Origin of the sequence: Glaciibacter kafniensis, assembly GCF_039538945.1 — a bacterium.
GTDB lineage: Bacteria > Actinomycetota > Actinomycetes > Actinomycetales > Microbacteriaceae > Cryobacterium > Cryobacterium kafniensis.
The window spans coordinates 26,502-44,971 of sequence record NZ_BAABCN010000001.1; the positions used below are offsets into that span (position 1 = coordinate 26,502).

The 18,470-nt window shown below is 65.6% G+C and carries 14 protein-coding genes; 10 read left to right on the top strand and 4 right to left on the bottom strand.

Annotation, left to right across the window (positions count from 1 at the left end; genetic code table 11):
* The first annotated feature begins 76 nt into the window (after positions 1–76).
* Positions 77–979, top strand: a complete 903-nt coding sequence (locus ABD791_RS00115; protein WP_345061089.1) for a carbohydrate ABC transporter permease — start codon at positions 77–79, stop codon at positions 977–979.
* The gene (locus tag ABD791_RS00120; protein ID WP_345061091.1) at positions 976–1,884 is read left to right on the top strand and encodes a carbohydrate ABC transporter permease; all 909 of its coding nucleotides are present in this window, start codon (positions 976–978) and stop codon (positions 1,882–1,884) included. The genes ABD791_RS00115 and ABD791_RS00120 overlap by 4 nt, the downstream gene beginning before the upstream one ends.
* A 381-nt stretch (positions 1,885–2,265) precedes the next feature.
* Here ABD791_RS00120 and ABD791_RS00125 read toward each other — a convergent pair whose 3' ends face one another.
* Positions 2,266–4,032, bottom strand: a complete 1,767-nt coding sequence (locus ABD791_RS00125; protein WP_345061093.1) for a glycoside hydrolase family 35 protein — start codon at positions 4,030–4,032, stop codon at positions 2,266–2,268.
* A 131-nt stretch (positions 4,033–4,163) separates the two neighbouring features.
* Between ABD791_RS00125 and ABD791_RS00130 the strand changes: the two genes are divergently transcribed.
* The 5 genes from ABD791_RS00130 to ABD791_RS00150 all read left to right on the top strand — a co-directional run bounded on the left by ABD791_RS00130 (position 4,164) and on the right by ABD791_RS00150 (position 10,719).
* A complete protein-coding gene (locus ABD791_RS00130; protein ID WP_345061095.1) occupies positions 4,164–5,189 on the top strand; it encodes a LacI family DNA-binding transcriptional regulator in 1,026 nt (341 codons plus the stop codon).
* Between the two features lie 326 nt (positions 5,190–5,515).
* Positions 5,516–7,243 (top strand): MFS transporter, encoded by a 1,728-nt coding sequence (locus tag ABD791_RS00135; RefSeq protein WP_345061097.1) that lies wholly within the window; start codon positions 5,516–5,518, stop codon positions 7,241–7,243.
* Between the two features lie 11 nt (positions 7,244–7,254).
* The gene (locus ABD791_RS00140; RefSeq protein ID WP_345061099.1) at positions 7,255–8,799 is read left to right on the top strand and encodes a leucyl aminopeptidase; all 1,545 of its coding nucleotides are present in this window, start codon (positions 7,255–7,257) and stop codon (positions 8,797–8,799) included.
* 2 nt (positions 8,800–8,801) lie between these two features.
* Positions 8,802–10,025, top strand: coding sequence for an AI-2E family transporter (locus tag ABD791_RS00145; protein WP_345061100.1), 1,224 nt, complete (start codon positions 8,802–8,804; stop codon positions 10,023–10,025).
* Positions 10,026–10,038: 13 nt separating this feature from the next.
* A complete protein-coding gene (locus tag ABD791_RS00150; protein WP_345061210.1) occupies positions 10,039–10,719 on the top strand; it encodes a GAP family protein in 681 nt (226 codons plus the stop codon).
* A gap of 71 nt (positions 10,720–10,790) precedes the next feature.
* Here ABD791_RS00150 and ABD791_RS00155 read toward each other — a convergent pair whose 3' ends face one another.
* The 3 genes from ABD791_RS00155 to ABD791_RS00165 all read right to left on the bottom strand — a co-directional run bounded on the left by ABD791_RS00155 (position 10,791) and on the right by ABD791_RS00165 (position 12,147).
* A complete protein-coding gene (locus ABD791_RS00155) occupies positions 10,791–11,153 on the bottom strand; it encodes an SHOCT domain-containing protein (protein ID WP_345061102.1) in 363 nt (120 codons plus the stop codon).
* Between the two features lie 160 nt (positions 11,154–11,313).
* A complete protein-coding gene (locus tag ABD791_RS00160; RefSeq protein WP_345061103.1) occupies positions 11,314–11,676 on the bottom strand; it encodes an MGMT family protein in 363 nt (120 codons plus the stop codon).
* A gap of 18 nt (positions 11,677–11,694) precedes the next feature.
* Complete coding sequence (locus ABD791_RS00165; RefSeq protein WP_345061105.1) at positions 11,695–12,147, bottom strand: GNAT family N-acetyltransferase; 453 nt, start codon at positions 12,145–12,147, stop codon at positions 11,695–11,697.
* A gap of 240 nt (positions 12,148–12,387) precedes the next feature.
* Between ABD791_RS00165 and ABD791_RS00170 the strand changes: the two genes are divergently transcribed.
* From ABD791_RS00170 to ABD791_RS00180, 3 genes are all read left to right on the top strand, one after another.
* Positions 12,388–14,598 (top strand): NADP-dependent isocitrate dehydrogenase, encoded by a 2,211-nt coding sequence (locus tag ABD791_RS00170; RefSeq protein WP_345061107.1) that lies wholly within the window; start codon positions 12,388–12,390, stop codon positions 14,596–14,598.
* A 195-nt stretch (positions 14,599–14,793) separates the two neighbouring features.
* Positions 14,794–16,689: a heavy metal translocating P-type ATPase gene (locus tag ABD791_RS00175; RefSeq protein ID WP_345061108.1), complete on the top strand. Its 1,896-nt coding sequence runs from the start codon at positions 14,794–14,796 to the stop codon at positions 16,687–16,689.
* A gap of 562 nt (positions 16,690–17,251) precedes the next feature.
* Positions 17,252–18,427, top strand: a complete 1,176-nt coding sequence (locus tag ABD791_RS00180) for an ROK family transcriptional regulator (RefSeq protein ID WP_345061110.1) — start codon at positions 17,252–17,254, stop codon at positions 18,425–18,427.
* The last annotated feature ends 43 nt before the right edge of the window (positions 18,428–18,470 follow it).

Below are 18,470 nucleotides of genomic sequence, written 5' to 3' on the forward strand. Positions count from 1 at the left end.
TACGGAAGGCCTACGCCCTTCCGCGCGGACCCGCACCCGTCCAACGGGGCGAAAGGGGCGAGGAGGGCTGAAGCCGATGCACGGCGCACGGCAGCAGGCCGTCACCGGCTGGTTGTTCATGGCACCGTTCGCCGTATTGTTCGTTGTCGTCTTCCTCGTGCCGATCGTTGTCTCGATCTACTCGTCGATGTTCGCGCAGCTTCCGTCTGGGGACGGCCTCTACGGCGGCGGTGGGCTCGTCGACACGTTCGTCGGATTCGACAACTTCGCGCTCGCGCTCGGCAGCGCTCCGTTCTGGACAGGGATGGGTCGCGTACTGCTGTACGGCCTCTTTCAGGTTCCGGTGATGATCATTGTCGCGCTTGGACTCGCGCTGCTGCTCGACTCCTTCATCGTGCGTCGCCCTGGCGGCTTCCGCCTCGCGTTCTTCCTGCCGTTCGCGATTCCCGGCGTCATCGCCGCGATGATGTGGCTCTACCTGTACACCCCGGAGGTCTCGCCGTTCATGCAGTATCTGCCGGAGGGAACCAACCTCATGGCGCCGGGAACCGTGCTGTTCTCGATGGCGAACATGACCACCTGGACCTACACCGGCTACAACATGCTCATCTTCCTCTCCGCTCTGCAGACCATCCCGAAGGATCTGTTCGAGGCTGCTCGCCTCGACGGCGCGTCAAACTGGAAGATCGCAACCCGCATCAAGATCCCGCTCGTGCGCGGTGCTGCACTTCTGGCCGTGTTGCTGTCGATCATCGGCACCATTCAGCTCTTCAACGAGCCGGTCATCATGGAGGGCGCCAACCCCTGGATGGGCAAGGAGTACACCCCCATGATGCTGGCCTACAACTCGATGATGGGAGCCGTGTCGCCGTCTGGCACCGGCCCAGCGTCGGCCTATTCGCTGTTGATGGCGGTCATTGCGGGAGCTCTCGCGGTTGTCTATTCCCTGATTCAGCGCCGGAAGGGAGACAAGTCATGAGCGTCACCACTCTGATCGAAACCGCGAAACGCCGCGCTCAGGAAGCTGAGGCTGATCGTCCGCCCAAGTCGGCATTGCCAAGCCCACTGGCTCGAGGCATCGGCATCGCCGTTCTCGTCGTGGCCACGCTGTACTTTCTGGTGCCGGTGCTCTGGCTCGTCATCGCCTCGACAAAGAACAACCACGACCTGACGAATTCGTTCGGGTTCTGGTTCGCCGAGTGGAACCTGGCCGAGAACTACGAGAGCCTGATGTCCTGGACGCAGGGGATGTTCTGGCACTGGGTCGGCAACTCGATCTTCTACTCGCTGAGCGCCGGTGTGATCGGCACCCTGTTCGCCGTGATGGCGGGATACGCGATCGCCAAGTTCATCTTTCCCGGAAAGAAGATCGCGGTCGGCATCATCATGGCCGGATTGCTGCTCCCCGTCGCGTTGCTGACGGTGCCGCTCTACCTGGAGTTCCACACGCTGGGGCTCGTCGACACGCCCTGGGCGATCATCATCCCGTCGGCTGTCTCCCCGTTCGGTGTCTTTCTCGGCATGGTTTTCGCCCAGGATGCGGTGCCGACAGAGCTCCTGGAGGCGGCACGCATCGACGGTGCCAGCGAGGTGCGCATCTTCTTCACGATCGTGCTGAGACTGTTGGCACCCGCGATGGTGACTATCTTTCTGTTCATCTTCGTGGCGACCTGGAACAACTTCCTGTTGCCCCTGCTGATGGTCTCGACACCGGAACTCAAGCCCGTCACGCTCGGGCTGTTCGGCATGATCAGCTATTTCTCGCCCGACAAGGGTGCGGTGATGCTCGGAGCGCTTCTCGGCGTCATTCCGCTGATCATCCTGTTCTTCAGCCTGCAGCGATTCTTGCGTTCCGGCCTGGCCGCTGGAGCGGTCAAGGGCTGATCACCAGGCACGTTGATCGAACGACGAAGGGGATGCTCCATGGGGCATCCCCTTCGTCGTTCCCGCGCTCGGGATCGACCTCGAGACATATGCGTCCCGAGCTCCGAGCGCGGTCCAGTGCCGGCGCGCGCCGGCCCCAACGCGCGCACCGGCATCCGACCCGCGCGGCGGGAATCGGGTCTCGAATTCGGCTCGCGGAGTCTCGCCAGGCTCGACCAACGAGATGGTTGAGTCCGAGGATCGGCTCGCTGGGTTTCGAGACACGGGCTCGCTGCGCTCGCTCGTTCCTCGACCAACGAAATGATCGCGCGTGCGGGTCGACGAGCCGGAACGCAGTGAGGCCCGCGGCATCTGCCGCGGGCCTCACTGCGTGGTTCGTGGCTAGGAGCCGATGAACTCCTCGACCTCGCCGAGTTCGGCGTGATCGCGTACCTCGACTGTTGTGCCGAGCTGGTCGAGGTCGAGAACACGCACCTCGTTGCGGCCTGCTCGCCACAGTGGGGCCGGTGCGTACAAGGTCACCTGGGGGCCGATGTTCCAATACCGTCCGATGAGGAAGCCGTTGATCCAGACGAGGCCCTTCACACCATCGGGGAACGCCAGCCAGGCGTCGGCAGGTTCCGCGACATCGATTTCGGCGCAGGCGTACCCGTCGGTCCCCGGCTCGCCATCGGGCTGCAGGTCCGTGAGCGGCAGCACGCGGTGGGTCCACCCGTGTGCGTAGCGACGCCCGAGGAGCACACCGCTCAAGATTCCCTTGTGCTCGCCGATCTTCGGGCCGTAGTTGATGCGGCCCAGGCTCTCCACAACGATCGTGATCATGACGGAGCCGTCAGAGCCAGTGAGAACGGCTGTGGTGTCCCCGTCGCGATCGAGGGTGGCGATTCGTTCTCCGTCGACGAAGACAGTGGCGCGATCGTGGAGAAGAGGAATCGAGAGCACGGTTTCGCCGTGCAGCAGCGCGGTCGTCTCATAGACCACGATTCCCTCGGAAACGCCGAGTTCTTCAAAGGTCGCGGGATGGGCCTGGGGCGCGCCGGCAGAAAGTGCGCGCACAGCGTCGATGAGTGACGCCTCGGCGGTGAGCGGCACGGTCTGGGGAGTCTGGAATCGCGGTGCAGAGGGCAGCTCCGGCAGGGGGCCGTCGTGGAAGGGAGCGAAGGCCGCGCGCAGCGCTTCGAACTTCGCGCCGACTCGGCCGTCTTCGGCGATGGGTGCGTCGGAGTCGTAGCTCGTCGCTGTCGGCTGCAGCGTGCCGTCCCAGTTCGCGCCGTTCCACAGACCGAAGTTGGTGCCGCCGTGCGCCATGTACAGGCTCACTGAGCCGCCTGCGGCCAAGAGTTCGTCGACGGTGCTGATCATGCTCTCGGCGCTGCGCACGTGGTGACGTTCGCCCCAGTGGTCAAACCAGCCGCCCCACAGCTCGCTGCAGAGAAGTGGAGTCGCGTCGGGGAGGAGTCGCACGGCTTCGGCCACCCCGGTGCCGAAGGTGAAGCTCGGCATGGCGCCCGCGATCGACCCGTGATCCTGCATGCCGGCGGTGATGCCGTCGGCCGTGGTCAGGAGTTCGACGATGCCGTGCTGGAGAAGCAAGTCACGCTGGTGTTCGAGGTGCCCATGATCGGATCCGAACGAGCCATACTCGTTTTCAACCTGCACAGCGACAATCGGTCCGCCGTGTGCCGCCTGCAGCGGTGCCAGGCGGGGGAGGAGCTCTGCGTACCACGCCTCGACGGCCTCGCGGTAGGCGGGGTCGCTGCTCCGCACGCCGCGCGTGCGTCCGGTCAGCCAGGCGGGAAGCCCGCCGTTCGACCATTCGGCGCAGATGTACGGGCTCGGGCGCACGTACACGTCCAGGCCGATCTCACCGGCGAGGAGGATGAACCGCTCGACGTCGCGCCAGCCGTCGAAGCGGGGCTCGCCTTCTGTCTCTTCATGAAAGTTCCAGGCGACGTAGGTGTCGACGGTGTTCGCTCCCATTGCCGCGAGGCGGCGGAGCCGGTCCTCCCACTGATCAGGGTGCACTCTGAAGTAGTGCAACGCGCCAGCGAGCATCCGGTGGGGGCGACCATTCCGCAGCAACACGCTGTCGCGGTATGTGAGCGCAGCTACTGAATCAACGCTGACCTGGCTGTCGGTCGCGAACATCCGCGGCCTCCCTTGAATTGTGGGCATGATTGCCCGTTGAACAAAATGTTTGCGTTCACATTATCCCGCATTTTCGGTACTGCGTGTTGGGCCTCCGCGCCGTGCAAGTGAGCGCTCACTACACTGGGCAGATGCCAGTTCGTTCACAGCAGGATCGCTTGCCGACCCAGGTCGATGTCGCGCGCGTCGCCGGGGTGTCAACGCAGACGGTGTCTCGGGTGGTCTCGGGGCAACCGAACGTGCGTCCAGAGACTATTCAACGCGTGATGGCGGCGGTGGAGGCGACCGGCTACCGGCTGCACGCGGCCGCCGCGTCGCTCGCATCCGGTCGCAGTCGTACTCTCGGCGTGATCACCATCTCGTCTGCCCAGTATTCGACGAGTGCAATTTTGCTCGGCGTCGAGGCGGCCGCGTCAGAAGAGGGTTACTCGGTGTCGACGGCGAGCGTGCCGCAGCACTCAGCCCCTGCCTCGTTTCTCGGGGCATTCGATCGCCTGGAACGACAGGGGGCGGAGGGGATCGTGATCCTGGCGCCCGTGGGGTTTCTCGCCGAGGCGTTGGGCACGCGCACCGAGCGCACACCCACTGTTGGTCACCGGCAGTCCGATGGAATCGGCGCGGATGCGCTCGTCGATCAGCGGGAGATCGCCCGCCTGGCCACCGAACATCTGCTCGATCTCGGCCATCGCACCGTCTGGCATGTTTCAGGCGACGAGTTCTGGCAAGAGTCCAACGCGCGCAGGGACGAGTGGGAAGCCGTGCTTCGCGAACGCGGAGTGACGCCGCCGCCGGTGATCCCTGCCGACTGGTCGCCTGAGTCCGGCTACCGAGCCGGGCGCACGATCGCGGCGATTCCCGACGTCACTGCGGTCTTCGTGGCCAGCGATGAGATGGCCTTCGGCGTCATCCGCGCACTGCACGAGGCCGGACGCACAGTGCCAGACGACGTTTCGGTCGTGAGCGTCGACGACATCGCGCTCGCCGCGTACGCGGCGCCAGCGCTCACCACCGTTCGACAGCCGTTCCACGAAGTGGGGCGCGCCACGGCGACCCGCGTGATCGACCTGATTGAGAAGCGCGAGCCGAGCGTCACCCCTCAGCTCCGTGCCGAGCTCATCGTCAGAGCCTCGACGGCCCCGCCACCGCCGCTCGCGTAGAGCGCGCCACTCGCCTGTGCGGCCCCGCTGCAGACCATTATCTCGCCTCCCATTCGACGGAGATTTTTGCTCTGCGGCGCCGATGAGTCGAATTTGTGGCCATTTTCGGGTGAATCTCCGTCGAATGGGAGTTCAGCGCGTTCCCGTGTCGACAGACGGGGGTCGAGTGTCAGTGCTTTGTTGTGCCGAGGGCGGTGACATGCCGAAACTCCTCGGCGTGTGAGGCTGAAAAGCGCCGGCGGCGTACACCTGGCCGTCCATAATGGGACTGACCTCGCGCTGAGGGAATTCAAGTCGTACCTTCAGGGGAATGTGAGCGTAGACAGATGTCCAAAATTGCCGGTCAAACCGAGACCGTGGTGAAGGCCTCCTGGCTTCCGCTGATCGTCGTCGTGCTGACGCAGATCCAGGCCTCGTTCGCGGTCAACGCGCTCACCGTCTCGATGCAGGGAATCACCACCGACCTGAACACGCCGGCAACCAGCGTGGGAACGGCCATCACCGCGGGTACCTTCGCGATGGCCGCCTTCATTCTGCTGGGCGCCAAGGTCGGTGCCAAGTTCGGCTCCCGCCGGGTCTTTCAGATCGCAGTGGTCATTCACGGTGCGGCAATGGCCGCGGTGGCACTCAGCGCGACCCCCGCCATGCTGTTCATCGCCCAGGCGGCATCCGGTGCGGTCATCGCGCTGATCGCCCCCGCACTGGTCGTCTTCATTGCCGCCAACTTCCACGGACAGCAGCAGGCCAAGGCCATCGGCTACCTGGCCGCGGCCATCCCCGCGGCCGGCGTGCTCGCCCTGCTGATCGCCGGCACCTTCGCCTCCACCATCGGTTGGCGTTACTCGTTCGCGCTCATCGTGGTTCTTGCGGTGATCAACCTGCTGCTCAGCTTCAAGCTCAAGCCGGTCGCCCCGCAGAAAGACGTGAAGATCGACTGGGTCGGCGCTCTCGTCGCCGCGGCATCCGTCATTCTGCTCAGTTTCGGCTTCAGCGGCCTGAACACGTGGGGCGTCGTGCTCGCCACCGATGCGGCACCGTTCAACGTGCTCGGCATCTCTCCGGCTCCGATCCTGATCGTGCTCGGCATCATCGGCGGTCAGTTCTTCTTCAGCTGGCTTCGACGTCGCAAGGCGCAGGGCAAGCCGCAGATCTTCGACCTCGACGTGCTACGCACCGGCTCGGAGAAGGCCACGACGATCTGCATGGCCGCCATGCTGTTCGTCGGCACCGCAGCGAACTTCTTGATTCCGCTCTACATTCAGATCGTGCAGGGCCGTTCGAGCCTCGAAACCTCATTCGCGATCATTCCCTACACCCTCTCCATTTTCATCGCGAGCACCGTTGTCGCAACGCTGTACAAGCGCTTCCCGCCGCGTCAGATCGCCCGCGTCGGCTTCGTCGTCGTCGCGCTGGGGCTCATTCTGCTGGCCTTCACGATTCGCAACGAGTGGGAACAGTTCTTCGTCATCGTCGGTCTGATCACCCTTGGCCTCGGCCAGGGCGCGATCGTTGCCCTCGTCTTCAACACGCTGCTCTCGGCCGCACCCAAGACGCTGGCTGGTGACGTCGGAGCCTGGCGCGGACTCGTGCACAACATCTCGGGCAGCATCGGAATTGCGCTCGCCAGCGTGTTCGCCGTCGGCATCTTGAGTTCGATGGTCGTGACCGGGATCGCCGGAAATGCGACCCTGACCGATGACCTGAAGAGTCAAGTCGACCTCAACAGCATCAACTTCGTCACCAACGACCACCTCAAGGATGTGCTGAGCACGACGACAGCGACCCCTGAGCAGGTGGATGCGGCGGTGGCGCTCAACGAGGAAGCCCGACTGCGCGCACTCAAGATCTCTCTTCTCGCACTGGCGTCTATCGCGGTCCTGGCGATCATTCCCGCCGGGCGGATGCCCAACTACCGACCAGGGGATCTCCCCGCAGAGCTCTCCTCCGGTCGTCCGGCCAGTGAAGAGGAACTCGAAGTGGCCGACCATGAGGACGACCTCGACGCGACAGGCCACCACCCCTTTCCCACGCCCTCCGGCACCAACGCAGCCTAAGGAACACTGACATGCCTTCCAGCGACTACAAGCTCATTCCGGCCTCCTTCACGGCGACTCCGTCGTTGGCTGCGGCGCAGTCCGTCACGGTGACCGCGGTCACCGACGCCGGCGGCACTCCCGACAGTGCTCCCGGCGCGATCGGATTTCTGATCGGGACCACCGGCACCGTTCCTGCCGAGCTCGGCATCGATCGCGATGCCCTTGTGCGGGCCGGCTTCGACGGAAAAGCCGGGCAGTCGCTGGTGATTCCGCAGGCCGCAGGCCCTGAGCTGGTCGCCGTTGGCGCCGGCGACACCGCCGAGCAGTCTGAGGCTGCGCTGCGCGATGCCGCAGCGGTGTTCGCCCGGGCCGCACGTCGGGCCGAGAGCCTGGCCGTGGTCGTTGGCGGAGAATTCGACCTCGCACCCGCCTCCATCGGCCGTCTGGTGACCGAAGGTGCGCTGCTCGCGCGCTACCGTTACACCGAGCTCAAGACTGCGAGCAAGCACGTCGCGTTGTCGGCGCTTCAGATCGTGGTGGCCGCCGATCAGGTCGACGACGTGACCACGGGCATCCGCGTCGGTGAGATTCTCGCGCGCGCGGCAAACCTGGCGCGCGACCTGGCCAACACCCCGCCAGGGCACCTCACCGCCACCGATCTCGGTGACGTCGCGCTCACCCTCGGCGCCGAGCACGGGCTCGCCGTTGAGGTCTTCGACAAGAAGCAGGTCATTGAGCTGGGTCTCGGCGGACTGCTCGGCGTCAACGCCGGCAGCATCGAAGAGCCCCGCATGATCAAGCTCGTCTACACGCCGCGAAACAGCGACGCGACCGCGGCACCCGCCCAACTCACCCTGGTCGGCAAGGGAATCATGTACGACTCGGGCGGAATCAGCCTCAAGCCGTCTGACCCCATGCACCTCGCCATGAAGATGGACATGGCCGGCGCCGGCGCCGTTCTGGCCACCATGACGGCACTGGGCGACCTGGATTGCCCGACCAGCGTCACCGCGTTTCTGATGTGTACAGACAACATGCCGTCTGGCTCGGCGATGAAGCTGGGCGATGTGCTCACACTGCGCGGCGGTACGACGGTCGAGGTCAAGAACACGGATGCCGAGGGTCGCCTCGTGCTCTCTGACGCACTCGTGCTCGCCAGCGAAGAGTCGCCCGACGCCATCGTCGACATCGCCACGCTGACTGGGGCGGCACTGATGGCGCTCGGTCAGCGCACTGCCGCGGTGCTCGGCAACAACCAGGCGCTGATCGACCAGGCCAGCGCTTCCGCGCTCGCGACAGACGAATCGATCTGGCAGCTGCCCCTCGAGCGCCGCTACCGCGACCAGCTGAACTCTGACGTCGCCGACATGTCGAACATGGGCGGCAAGTACGCCGGTGCAACGCTGGCCGCACTGTTCCTCGCCGACTTCGTCGGGGACATCCCGTGGGCTCACCTCGACATTGCCGGAACCATGCAGGTCGATTCCGACGACGTCTGGCGTTCGAAGGGCGCGACAGGTTTCGGAACCCGTCTGCTCATCGACTTGGCGCTGAACTTCACCCCGGTGAAGTAACGATGTCTACAACCTCACTCTCGACGGCAGACACTCCCGAGGCGCCCGTCCCGCCGTCTGTGGCGCCGACTGCTGCGCAATTGACTGCAGCCGCGGCGACTGCTGCGGAATCGACCGCGGCCACGGCGACGGCTGCAGCGCCGCTGGCGCACACTCCGTGGCTGGCCTCGTCGGCGACATTCGCCCTGCTCAAGGCCGGGCCGTTCCGGTTCGGGTTCGTGGCGACCCTTGGCGTGCTTCTTGCGCTCGTCTTGGGCTCGGCGATCAGCTCGGTCAGCCACGCGCTCACGCTGATCTTTCTCGCACTGTTCATCAGCCTGGGGCTCTACCCGATGGTGCGTAAGCTCGAAAGCTGGCGTCTGTCGCGCACCCAGTCGGTCTTGGTTGTGACCCTCGGCTTCGTCGTGCTGGTGGCGTTGCTGCTGTGGATTATCGTGCCGATCATCAGCGAACAGGCCAGCTCGCTGATCACGCAGCTGCCGAGCGGACTCGATCAGATCGAGGACCAGGCCTGGTTCATCGACTTCAACGAGGCCGTCGGCGGTGCGCTGACGCCGTTGCTTCACTCGCTGCAGGCGGCAGTGACCGACCCGGCCGTCTGGCTCGCGGTCAGTGGCGGGGCGCTCCGCGTCGGAGCGAACATCCTGAGCGGAACCGTCGGTGTCGTGTTCGTCGTCGTGCTCACCCTGTATTTCGTGGCCTCGCTCGAGGGCATGAAGCAGGCGCTCTACACGCTGGTGCCGAAGTCGCGCCGCGCCGGGTTCTCCGAACTCGCGGAGCAGATCTTCGAATCCGTCGGCAAGTACCTCAGCGGCATGTTCATTCTCGCGGTCATCAACGCCCTCTTCACGTTTGTGTTGTTGACGGCATTGGGGGTGCGTTACGCGCCTATTCTCGCGGCCTTGGCGCTGCCGATCACCCTGATTCCGCTCGTGGGTAGTGTGATCAGCACGGCCATCATCGTGACGGTATCGCTGTTCACCTCGCCGACGACGGCGCTGTTCGCGCTCATCGGCATGATCGTCTACATGCAAATTGAGGCATACGTGCTGACGCCGAAGATCGTCGGTAAGGCCATCAACATTCCCGCCTCACTCGTCTTGATTGGCGCGTTGATCGGTGGAACGCTTCTCGGTCTGCTCGGAGCACTCATCGCCTGCCCGTTCATGGCGTCCATGCTCTTGATCATCAAGAAGGTCGTCGCACCGGCACAGGAAGCGCGCTGACCGCGGGCTCGTGATGTGGTCTGACTTCGGCGAGCTGATTGCTCTGGCTCTCGGCATCGCGATCAGTCCGATGCCCGTGCTCGGGGTCATCCTGATGCTGATGGCCCCGCGCGGGATGAGTGCCGGGGCTGGTTTCGCATTTGGCTGGATTGGTGGGGTCGGCCTCGCGGTGAGCATCTTCAGCCTGTTGTCGAGCTTGCTGCCGGCCCGCGGCAGCGAGGGACCCGACACCGCGTTCGGACTGACTCCGGTGATCGTCGGCGCTGCCCTCGTCGCCGTCGGAGTGATTCAGATCTGGCGTCGCGCCCGCGGCCAGGCCGACGACGATGCCGCGGAGCTGCCCCGGTGGCTCAGCGCTGTCGACAAGCTCACCGTGACCCGAAGCGTCGTGCTCGGGTTCAGCTATGCGTTCTTGCGGCCGAAGAACCTCGTGATCACCATCGCGGCCGGACTGGTGATCGGCCGGGCCGAACCAGGCGTGGCCGGAACCGCGATCGCCCTCGGCGTTTTCACCGTCATTGCCTCAGTGACGATTGCCGCTCCACCGCTGGCCTACGCACTCGGCGGCGAACAGGTGAAGGCGACGTTGGTGCGCCTGCGCGTCTGGCTGCTGGCCAACCTGGCACTGATCACCGGGATGACGCTCATCTTGATCGGCATCGCGCTGGTCGTGCTGGGGTTCGTCAGTCTCTAGCGGCTCTAGCGGCTCTAGCGGCTCTAGCGGCTCTAGCGGCTCTAGCGGTGGGAGCCCGTACCGGCAGGGTGCTAGCCGATTGCCTGCGACTTGAGCAGAGCGAACTCGTCGTCGGTGAGTGCTCCGGCGGTGTGGAGCGCGGCGAGACGCTCGAGACGAGCGATCAGCTCGTCGGGGGAGGCGACGGCGGCAACCGGTGCGGCGGCAACCGGTGCGGCGGCAACGGGGGCGGCGAGCGGCGCGGCGACCGGTGCGGCGACCGGTGCGGCGGCAACGGGCGCGGCGGCAACGGGCGCGGCGACCGGCTGAGAAGCGGCGAATGCCGCCTGCTTGCGCGCGGCGCGGCCGGTCACGGCCGAGGCGGTGCCGGTGATGACAGCGGTGCGTGCTGCGGTCTGAATCAGGCTGGGGCGGTTGCGGCGTCCGAATGCCATGGGATCCTCCTCGATTGTCACCGTTCCGGCTGCGCATCGCAGACGGCGTGCGGTGAAGTGTCACCCAGCCTAGGGGGCTGAATCTGGTCTTCGCTCACACCTGTCACGACGATGTCGCTGTGCGACCAACCAGACCGATGTGTCCTTTCGATTTTCGGCGCTACTCGGCTGCCGCAGCCGGAGTAGCAGCATCCGACCGATCCTGGCCGGGACTCCATCTGGCCACGACGAAATCGATGCGGTAGCCGGCCGGCCCGCTCGAGACGGTCAGCGGAGTGCCCTCGTCACGGTAGTGAGTCAGCGCACGCGCTTCGTGACCGATGGGCGGATGCCCGCCGGCCCTGATCACCCGCCACCACGGGACATCCGCGCCGTACCGCGCCATGATTTGGCCGACGAGGCGGGCGCCGCGCGAGCCGAACACCGCCGCAACACCGCCGTAAGTCATCACTCGTCCGGGCGGGATATCCCGGACGAGTTCGAGCACGCCGTCAACAAACGAGCTCTCGGGGGTGAGAGTCATCACACTGTGCCTGCCGAACTAGAGCTCGAGGGCGCCGATCGTCTCGCCGTACTGGGTCTGGCCGACGTCAATGAAGCCGATGCGGTGGAAGAATGCCTCAGGCCCGTCATCGCCGGCCTCCCAGATCGCGGTGATGCGATCGAAACCACGTTTGCGGGCTTCTTCGGCGAGGGCGTGCGCCGCAAACTTGCCGACACCCTTGCCCTGCGCGTCAGCGTCGACGTTGATGCGCCAAATGCAAGCACGGAACTCTTCTTCTGGGCCGTCGGGGTCGAAGTTGCCGTGAATGAAACCGACAACCTTGTCGCCCTGCAGCACCACGCGTTGCCAGGCCGTCGCTGGATTGATAGTGGATGCTGCGACCGAGTACGAGACCGGGGCAATAAATTGTTCCTGGCCGGGCTTCAGGCTCAGGCTGTTGGCCGCAACGATGTTGCGTGCGGAAAGTTCTTCCAGTCTCAGCTCAGTCATGAGAACAGGCTAACGCGCACCCGCCCGGCTGTGTAGTCGGCTTTCCGACTGACCCTGGCAACCGGCTGAGAGAAATGTCTCGATGCCGCAGTTAATCAGACATCCTCCGGCTAGCTTGGCGCCGGACAGCCGACCAGCACCGTACCGCCGACGTCCGGTTCCGTCACCCCTTCCAGCCACTCCCTGTATCTTGATATCAAGACAAGTTCGAAGCACGCGACGCCAAGGAGCCACCGCACGATGACAAAAATCATCTACACCTACACCGACGAGGCGCCGATGCTGGCAACTCACTCGTTCTTTCCCGTCATCAGCGCGTTCGCGGGCGCTGCGGATGTCGAGATCGAGACGCGGGACATCTCCCTCGCCGGCCGCATCATCGCGGCGTTCCCCGAAAACCTGAACGACGAGCAGCGCATCGGCGACGCGCTCGCTGAGCTGGGGGCACTTGCCACCACGCCCGAGGCGAACATCATCAAGCTGCCGAACGTGTCGGCATCGCTCCCGCAGCTGAAGGCCGCCATCGCTGAGCTCCAGGCCAAGGGCTACGATCTGCCCGACCACCCCGACGACCCGCAGACCGACGCCGAAAAGGATGTCCGCGCCCGCTACGACAAGCTCAAGGGCTCTGCGGTGAACCCGGTGCTCCGCGAAGGCAACTCTGACCGCCGCGCGCCCCACTCGGTCAAGGAATACGCACGCAAGTACCCGCACCGCATGGGCGCCTGGACCGCCGACTCCAAGACCAACGTCGCCACCATGGGCCACGATGACTTCTTCTCGAACGAGAAGTCGGTGGTCATCGACGCCGCCGACGTTCTGCGCATCGAGCATGTGAACGCGGCCGGAGAGATCACCACGCTGCACCCCGGCGTGAAGGTGCTGCCGGGCGAGATCGTCGACGCGACCTTCCTCAACGTCGCGAAGCTGCACGAGTTTCTCGCCCAGGCGATCGCGCGTGCGAAGGCGGAGGATGTGCTGTTCTCTGTACACCTCAAGGCAACGATGATGAAGATCTCAGACCCGATCATCTTCGGGCACGTGGTGCGCGCATTCTTCCCGGCCGTGTTCGAGAAGTTCGGTGCCGACCTCGACGCCGCCGGCCTCAGCCCCAACAACGGACTCGGCGGCATCCTCGACGGTCTCGGCGCGCTGGAGAACGGTGCCGAGATTCGCGCCGCATTCGAGCAGGGTCTGAAGGACGGCCCGCGCCTCGCGATGGTGAACTCCGACAAGGGCATCACCAACCTGCACGTGCCGAGCGACGTGATCGTCGACGCCTCGATGCCGGCCATGATCCGCAGCTCTGGCCACATGTGGGGCGCCGACGGTGCAGAGCACGACACCATCGCGGTCATCCCTGACTCGAGCTACGCCGGCATCTACCAGGCCGTGATCGACGATTGCCGGGCCAACGGAGCCTACGACCCGACCACGATGGGATCCGTTCCGAACGTCGGCCTCATGGCCCAGAAGGCTGAGGAGTACGGCTCGCACGACAAGACGTTCGAGATCGCCGAAGCGGGCACCGTGCGCGTCGTCAACGCGGAGGGCGAAGCTCTCATCGAACACGAGGTGCAGGCCGGCGACATCTGGCGTGCCTGCCAGACCAAGGACGTCGCCATCCGCGACTGGGTGAAGCTCGCCGTCAACCGCGCCCGTGCGACCGGAACCCCGACCGTGTTCTGGCTCGACGAGCACCGCGCGCACGACGCGAACCTCATCGCGAAGGTCAACGCGTACCTGCCCGAGTACGACACCACCGGCCTCGACATTCGGGTGCTCGCACCCGCAGAGGCCACCACACTGTCGGTCGAGCGGATCCGCCGCGGCGAGGACACCATCTCGGTGACCGGCAACGTGCTGCGCGACTACAACACCGACCTGTTCCCGATCCTCGAGCTCGGCACCAGCGCCAAGATGCTGTCGATCGTGCCGCTGCTCAACGGTGGTGGCCTGTTCGAGACCGGCGCAGGCGGCTCCGCCCCGAAGCACGTGCAGCAGCTGGTGGAGGAGAACTACCTCCGCTGGGACAGCCTCGGCGAGTTCCTCGCTCTGGCCGCCAGCTTCGAGCACTTCGCCGACGCGAACAACAACCCCAAGGCCCGTGTGCTCGGGGCGACCCTCGACCGCGCCACCGGCACGTTCCTGCTGGAGAACAAGTCGCCCGGCCGTGCCCTCGGCACGATCGACAACCGCGGTTCGCACTACTTCCTCACTCGCTACTGGGCCGAGGAGCTGGCGAAGCAGACGGATGACGCTGAGCTCGCCGCCGCGTTCGGCCCCCTGGCCGTGACACTGCGCGAGAACGAGCAGAAGATCGTCGACGAATTGATCGCCGTGCAGGGATCGCCCGTCGAGATCGGCGGCTACTACAAGGTCGATGAGGCGAAGACTGACGCGGTCATGCGTCCGTCGACCACGTTCTCCGCGGCCCTCGCCGCGCTGTAACGCATCTCTGGGGGCCGGGCGGAGCATCCGCCCGGCCCCCATGTGGTCGTATTTCTCCCCATTCGACGGAGATTTTTGCTCCACAGGCCGTTCTGCTCGCTCGGGGACCTGATTCGACCAGAATCTCCGTCGAATGGGCGGGAGGCGAGCCTGTCCTTGCTCGCGTTACGCGCACGGCACGAGAAGAATGTGAGTATGGCCTCCATTCCTGCACTTCTGCGCCGGTACCCATTCGTGACAGCGACACTCGTCGTGGGGCTGGTCGGCCTGCTGCTCTGGATGCTCGGGGCGACATCGTGGGTGCAGTGGCTATTCAGCGGATTCGCGCTTGTGATCGCCGCGATCCAGCTCGTCGGCATGATCAAAAACCTGCGCCGCGGAAACTGGGGCATCGACATCCTGGCCATCACGGCCATCGTCGCGACGGTGCTGGTCGGCGAGTACGTGGCCAGCATCCTGATCGTGCTCATGCTCACCGGCGGGGAGGCGCTGGAGGACTACGCCGCGAACCGGGCCACGAGAGAACTGAACGCCCTGCTCAAGCGCGCCCCGCAGATCGCGCACCGGCTGCAGACGGATGCGTCGCAACCGGAAGACATCCCGGCCGGCGCTGTCGAGACCGGTGACCTTCTCCTCGTGCGTCCGTCGGAGATCGTGCCGGTCGACGGAGATCTCGTCTCGGCCAACGCGTCGTTCGACGAATCGTCTCTGACCGGCGAGAGCATCCCGGTCGAGCGTCACAGCGGTCAGGCCGTGCTGAGCGGTTCGATCAACGGTTCGACTGCAATCAGGATTCGGGCGACGGCCACTGCGGTGAACAGCCAGTATCAGCGCATCGTTGCGCTCGTCGAGGAGGCCTCGGCGAGTAAAGCACCTGTGGTGCGCCTCGCGGATCGCTATGCAGTTCCGTTCACCATCGTCTCGTTGCTACTCGCGGGCACCGCGTGGGCGGTCTCCGGCGACCCGGTGAGGTTCGCCGAGGTGCTGGTCTTGGCCACTCCGTGCCCCCTGCTGATTGCGGCACCCGTCGCGTTCCTCGGCGGAATGAGCCGGGCTGCCCGCAACGGAATCATCGTCAAGGGCGGGGGAGTCGTCGAGACCCTCGCGCGGGCCCGCACCGTCGTGTTCGACAAGACCGGAACGCTCACCGAAGGCCGGCCGACGATCTCACGGGTGCTCGCCGAGCCGCCTTTCACCGAAGCCGAAGTACTCGGTCTGGCCGCATCGGCGGAGCAGTACAGCTCGCACGTGCTCGCGGCATCGGTCATCGCCGCAGCCGAGGCGGCGGGACTCGAGTCGGAGGTGGCCGACACCGCAAGCGAAGTCGCCACGTTCGGGGTCGTCGCCCGATTCGGCACGCGCGAAGTGGCGGTCGGCAAGCTGCGCTTCATCGAATCCCATGCTGAGGGCACGCGGGCCGCCCCGCTCAGCGGCGGGGAGCTGGCGATCTACGTCGCCATCGACGGCCACTTCGCCGGCAGCCTTCTGGCAAGCGACGCAGTGCGCGGCAACGCCCGGGAAACGGTCGAGGCGCTTCGCTCGCTCGGCGTGCGCGAGACGCTCATTCTGACCGGTGACGCCCAGGCGACGGCAGACCATGTGGGCACGCAGCTCGGCATCACTCGAGTGCAGGCCGACTGTCTTCCGGAAGACAAGGTCAACGCGGTGCGTGCGCTCGAGGCCCGCCCGGTGATCATGGTCGGCGACGGGGTCAACGACGCCCCGGTGCTCGCCGTCGCCGATGTCGGTATCGCAATGGGCGCGAAAGGGTCGACTGCGGCGAGCGAATCAGCCGACGTCGTCATTCTGGTCGACGACATCTCACGCACCGCCCGCGCCGTCATGATCGGTCAGGACACGGTGCGGATTGCGCTGCAGAGCATCTGGCTCGGCATCGCGCTCAGCATCGGATTGATGATCGTGGCGGCGTTCGGCCTCATTCCGGCGACGGTCGGAGCGCTGCTGCAGGAACTGGTGGATCTGGCGACCATTCTGAACGCCTTACGTGCGATCGGCGGGCGCCGGGATGCCGCGGCCGCAGCCACGCGCGTCGCCTCGGCGGCTGCGGCGCGGGGTGTCGCGATCGGCTGAGACAGTGCGGTGTGGCGGCGTGATCGGCTGAAGCGGCATGGCGTGTGGCGGCGTGATCGGCTGAAACGGCGCGGCGCGAGTCGGGCGCCGCGGCGCGCGTGGGGGCCGACGCGCGCTGCGGCATCCAACCCGCGCGGCGGCATCCGGCGGCATCCGACCCGCGCGGTGAGCCTGATGCTCGAAACCGAGCCAGGTGGCCCTCTCCACGGATGTCGGCACGCGAGTTGCCACAGATGGCCCCATCGGCTCGCTTCAAGGGGCCATCTGTGACAACTCGCGAACGTAGACGCCGGGTGGGCGCGGTCGGGCTCGACGGAAATCGCCGAGCCGCCATCACGCTCCGTGCGGCGCGTGGCGTCATGATCGGCCGAGACCGCGGCGCGGGTCGAGCGCCGCTGCGCGCGCGGGGGCCGACGCGCGTGTCGGCGCCCAACCCGCGCGGCTGCCATTTCGTTGGTTCAGAAGCGCCGGCGACGTGGCCGCATCACAAATTGGTAAAGAAACCTAAAAAAGTCGGCCTAATCGCTTGCGGAGAATTAGTTCGTAAGATTTACTAACAAACATGACAGCAATGGGTGCTCAGCGGATCGATGATGACCGCGCCCTTCGCACGACCGCGAAGGTGCTGCCAGAGCATGCCCGCGGACACAACCGTTCGCTCGTGCTGCAGACGTTGTATCGCTCAGGTTCGCAGAGTCGCGCCGATCTCGCCCGTGAGACCGGCCTCACCCGTGTGACGATCTCCGACCTGATCAGTGAGCTGATGGGGGAGAGCCTCGTCATCGAACTGGGCCAACGCGAAGAGTCGCGCCCCGGTAAGCCGGCGACGCTCGTCGACATCGATCGCAGCGCCTTTCAAATTGTGTCGCTCGACCTCTCCGGACACGCTCTCTTGCGTGGGGCGGTACTCAGCCTCGACGGCGATGTACTGGACAGTGCGGAACTCGAGCTGGTCGGCGCGCGGGGCGAAGAAGCCTTCGACAAGGTCGCCGAGCTACTCTCCCGTGTGATCGCGCAGACCACGGCTCCGATCCTGGGCGTCGGCATCGGTTCGCCCGGCATCGTCGACCGCGCCGGCGTCGTGCGCAACGCCCCCAACCTCGGCTGGCGCGACCTGCCCCTGCAGCAGCGTCTCCAGGATGCGACCGGCCTGGCCGTGCTCGTGTGCAACGACGCGAACGCCGCTGCCCTGGCCGAGCACAGCTTCGGCGGTGCCGACCACGACCTGCTCCTGGTCAAGGTCGACCATGGCGTTGGCGCGGGACTCCTGATCGGCGGACGCGCCGTCTTCGGCGAAGGCTTCGCAGCCGGCGAGATCGGTCATGTCGTCGTTGGAACCGACGCGGGCCCGCTCTGCGCCTGCGGAAAGAACGGATGCCTCGAAGCGTGGCTCTCCGCCCCGAGCCTGACCGCCGCGATCGCCGCGGCCACGGCGGATGCCGCCACCCCGGCCGCCGCCGAACAGGCGACCCACCATATTCTTGCGGAAGCAGGGCGACGCCTCGGCATCGTTCTTGCTCCCGTCGTCGGAGCGCTCAATCTCTGGGAGATTGTCTTGAGCGGCCCGACTCATCTTCTCGATGGGCCGCTCTCTCTGGCCACCGTCGAGACGCTCCGGAAGAGAACGATGGCTGATATCACTGGCGATCTCACCCTCCGGATGACCACGCAAGGGCAGGACATCGTTCTGCGCGGCGCGGCCGCCATGGTCCTGTCCGGACGACTCGGGGTTTCGTAATCACAGCGTTCACCCCTGCACCAATCGATGTGGCACCCGCACA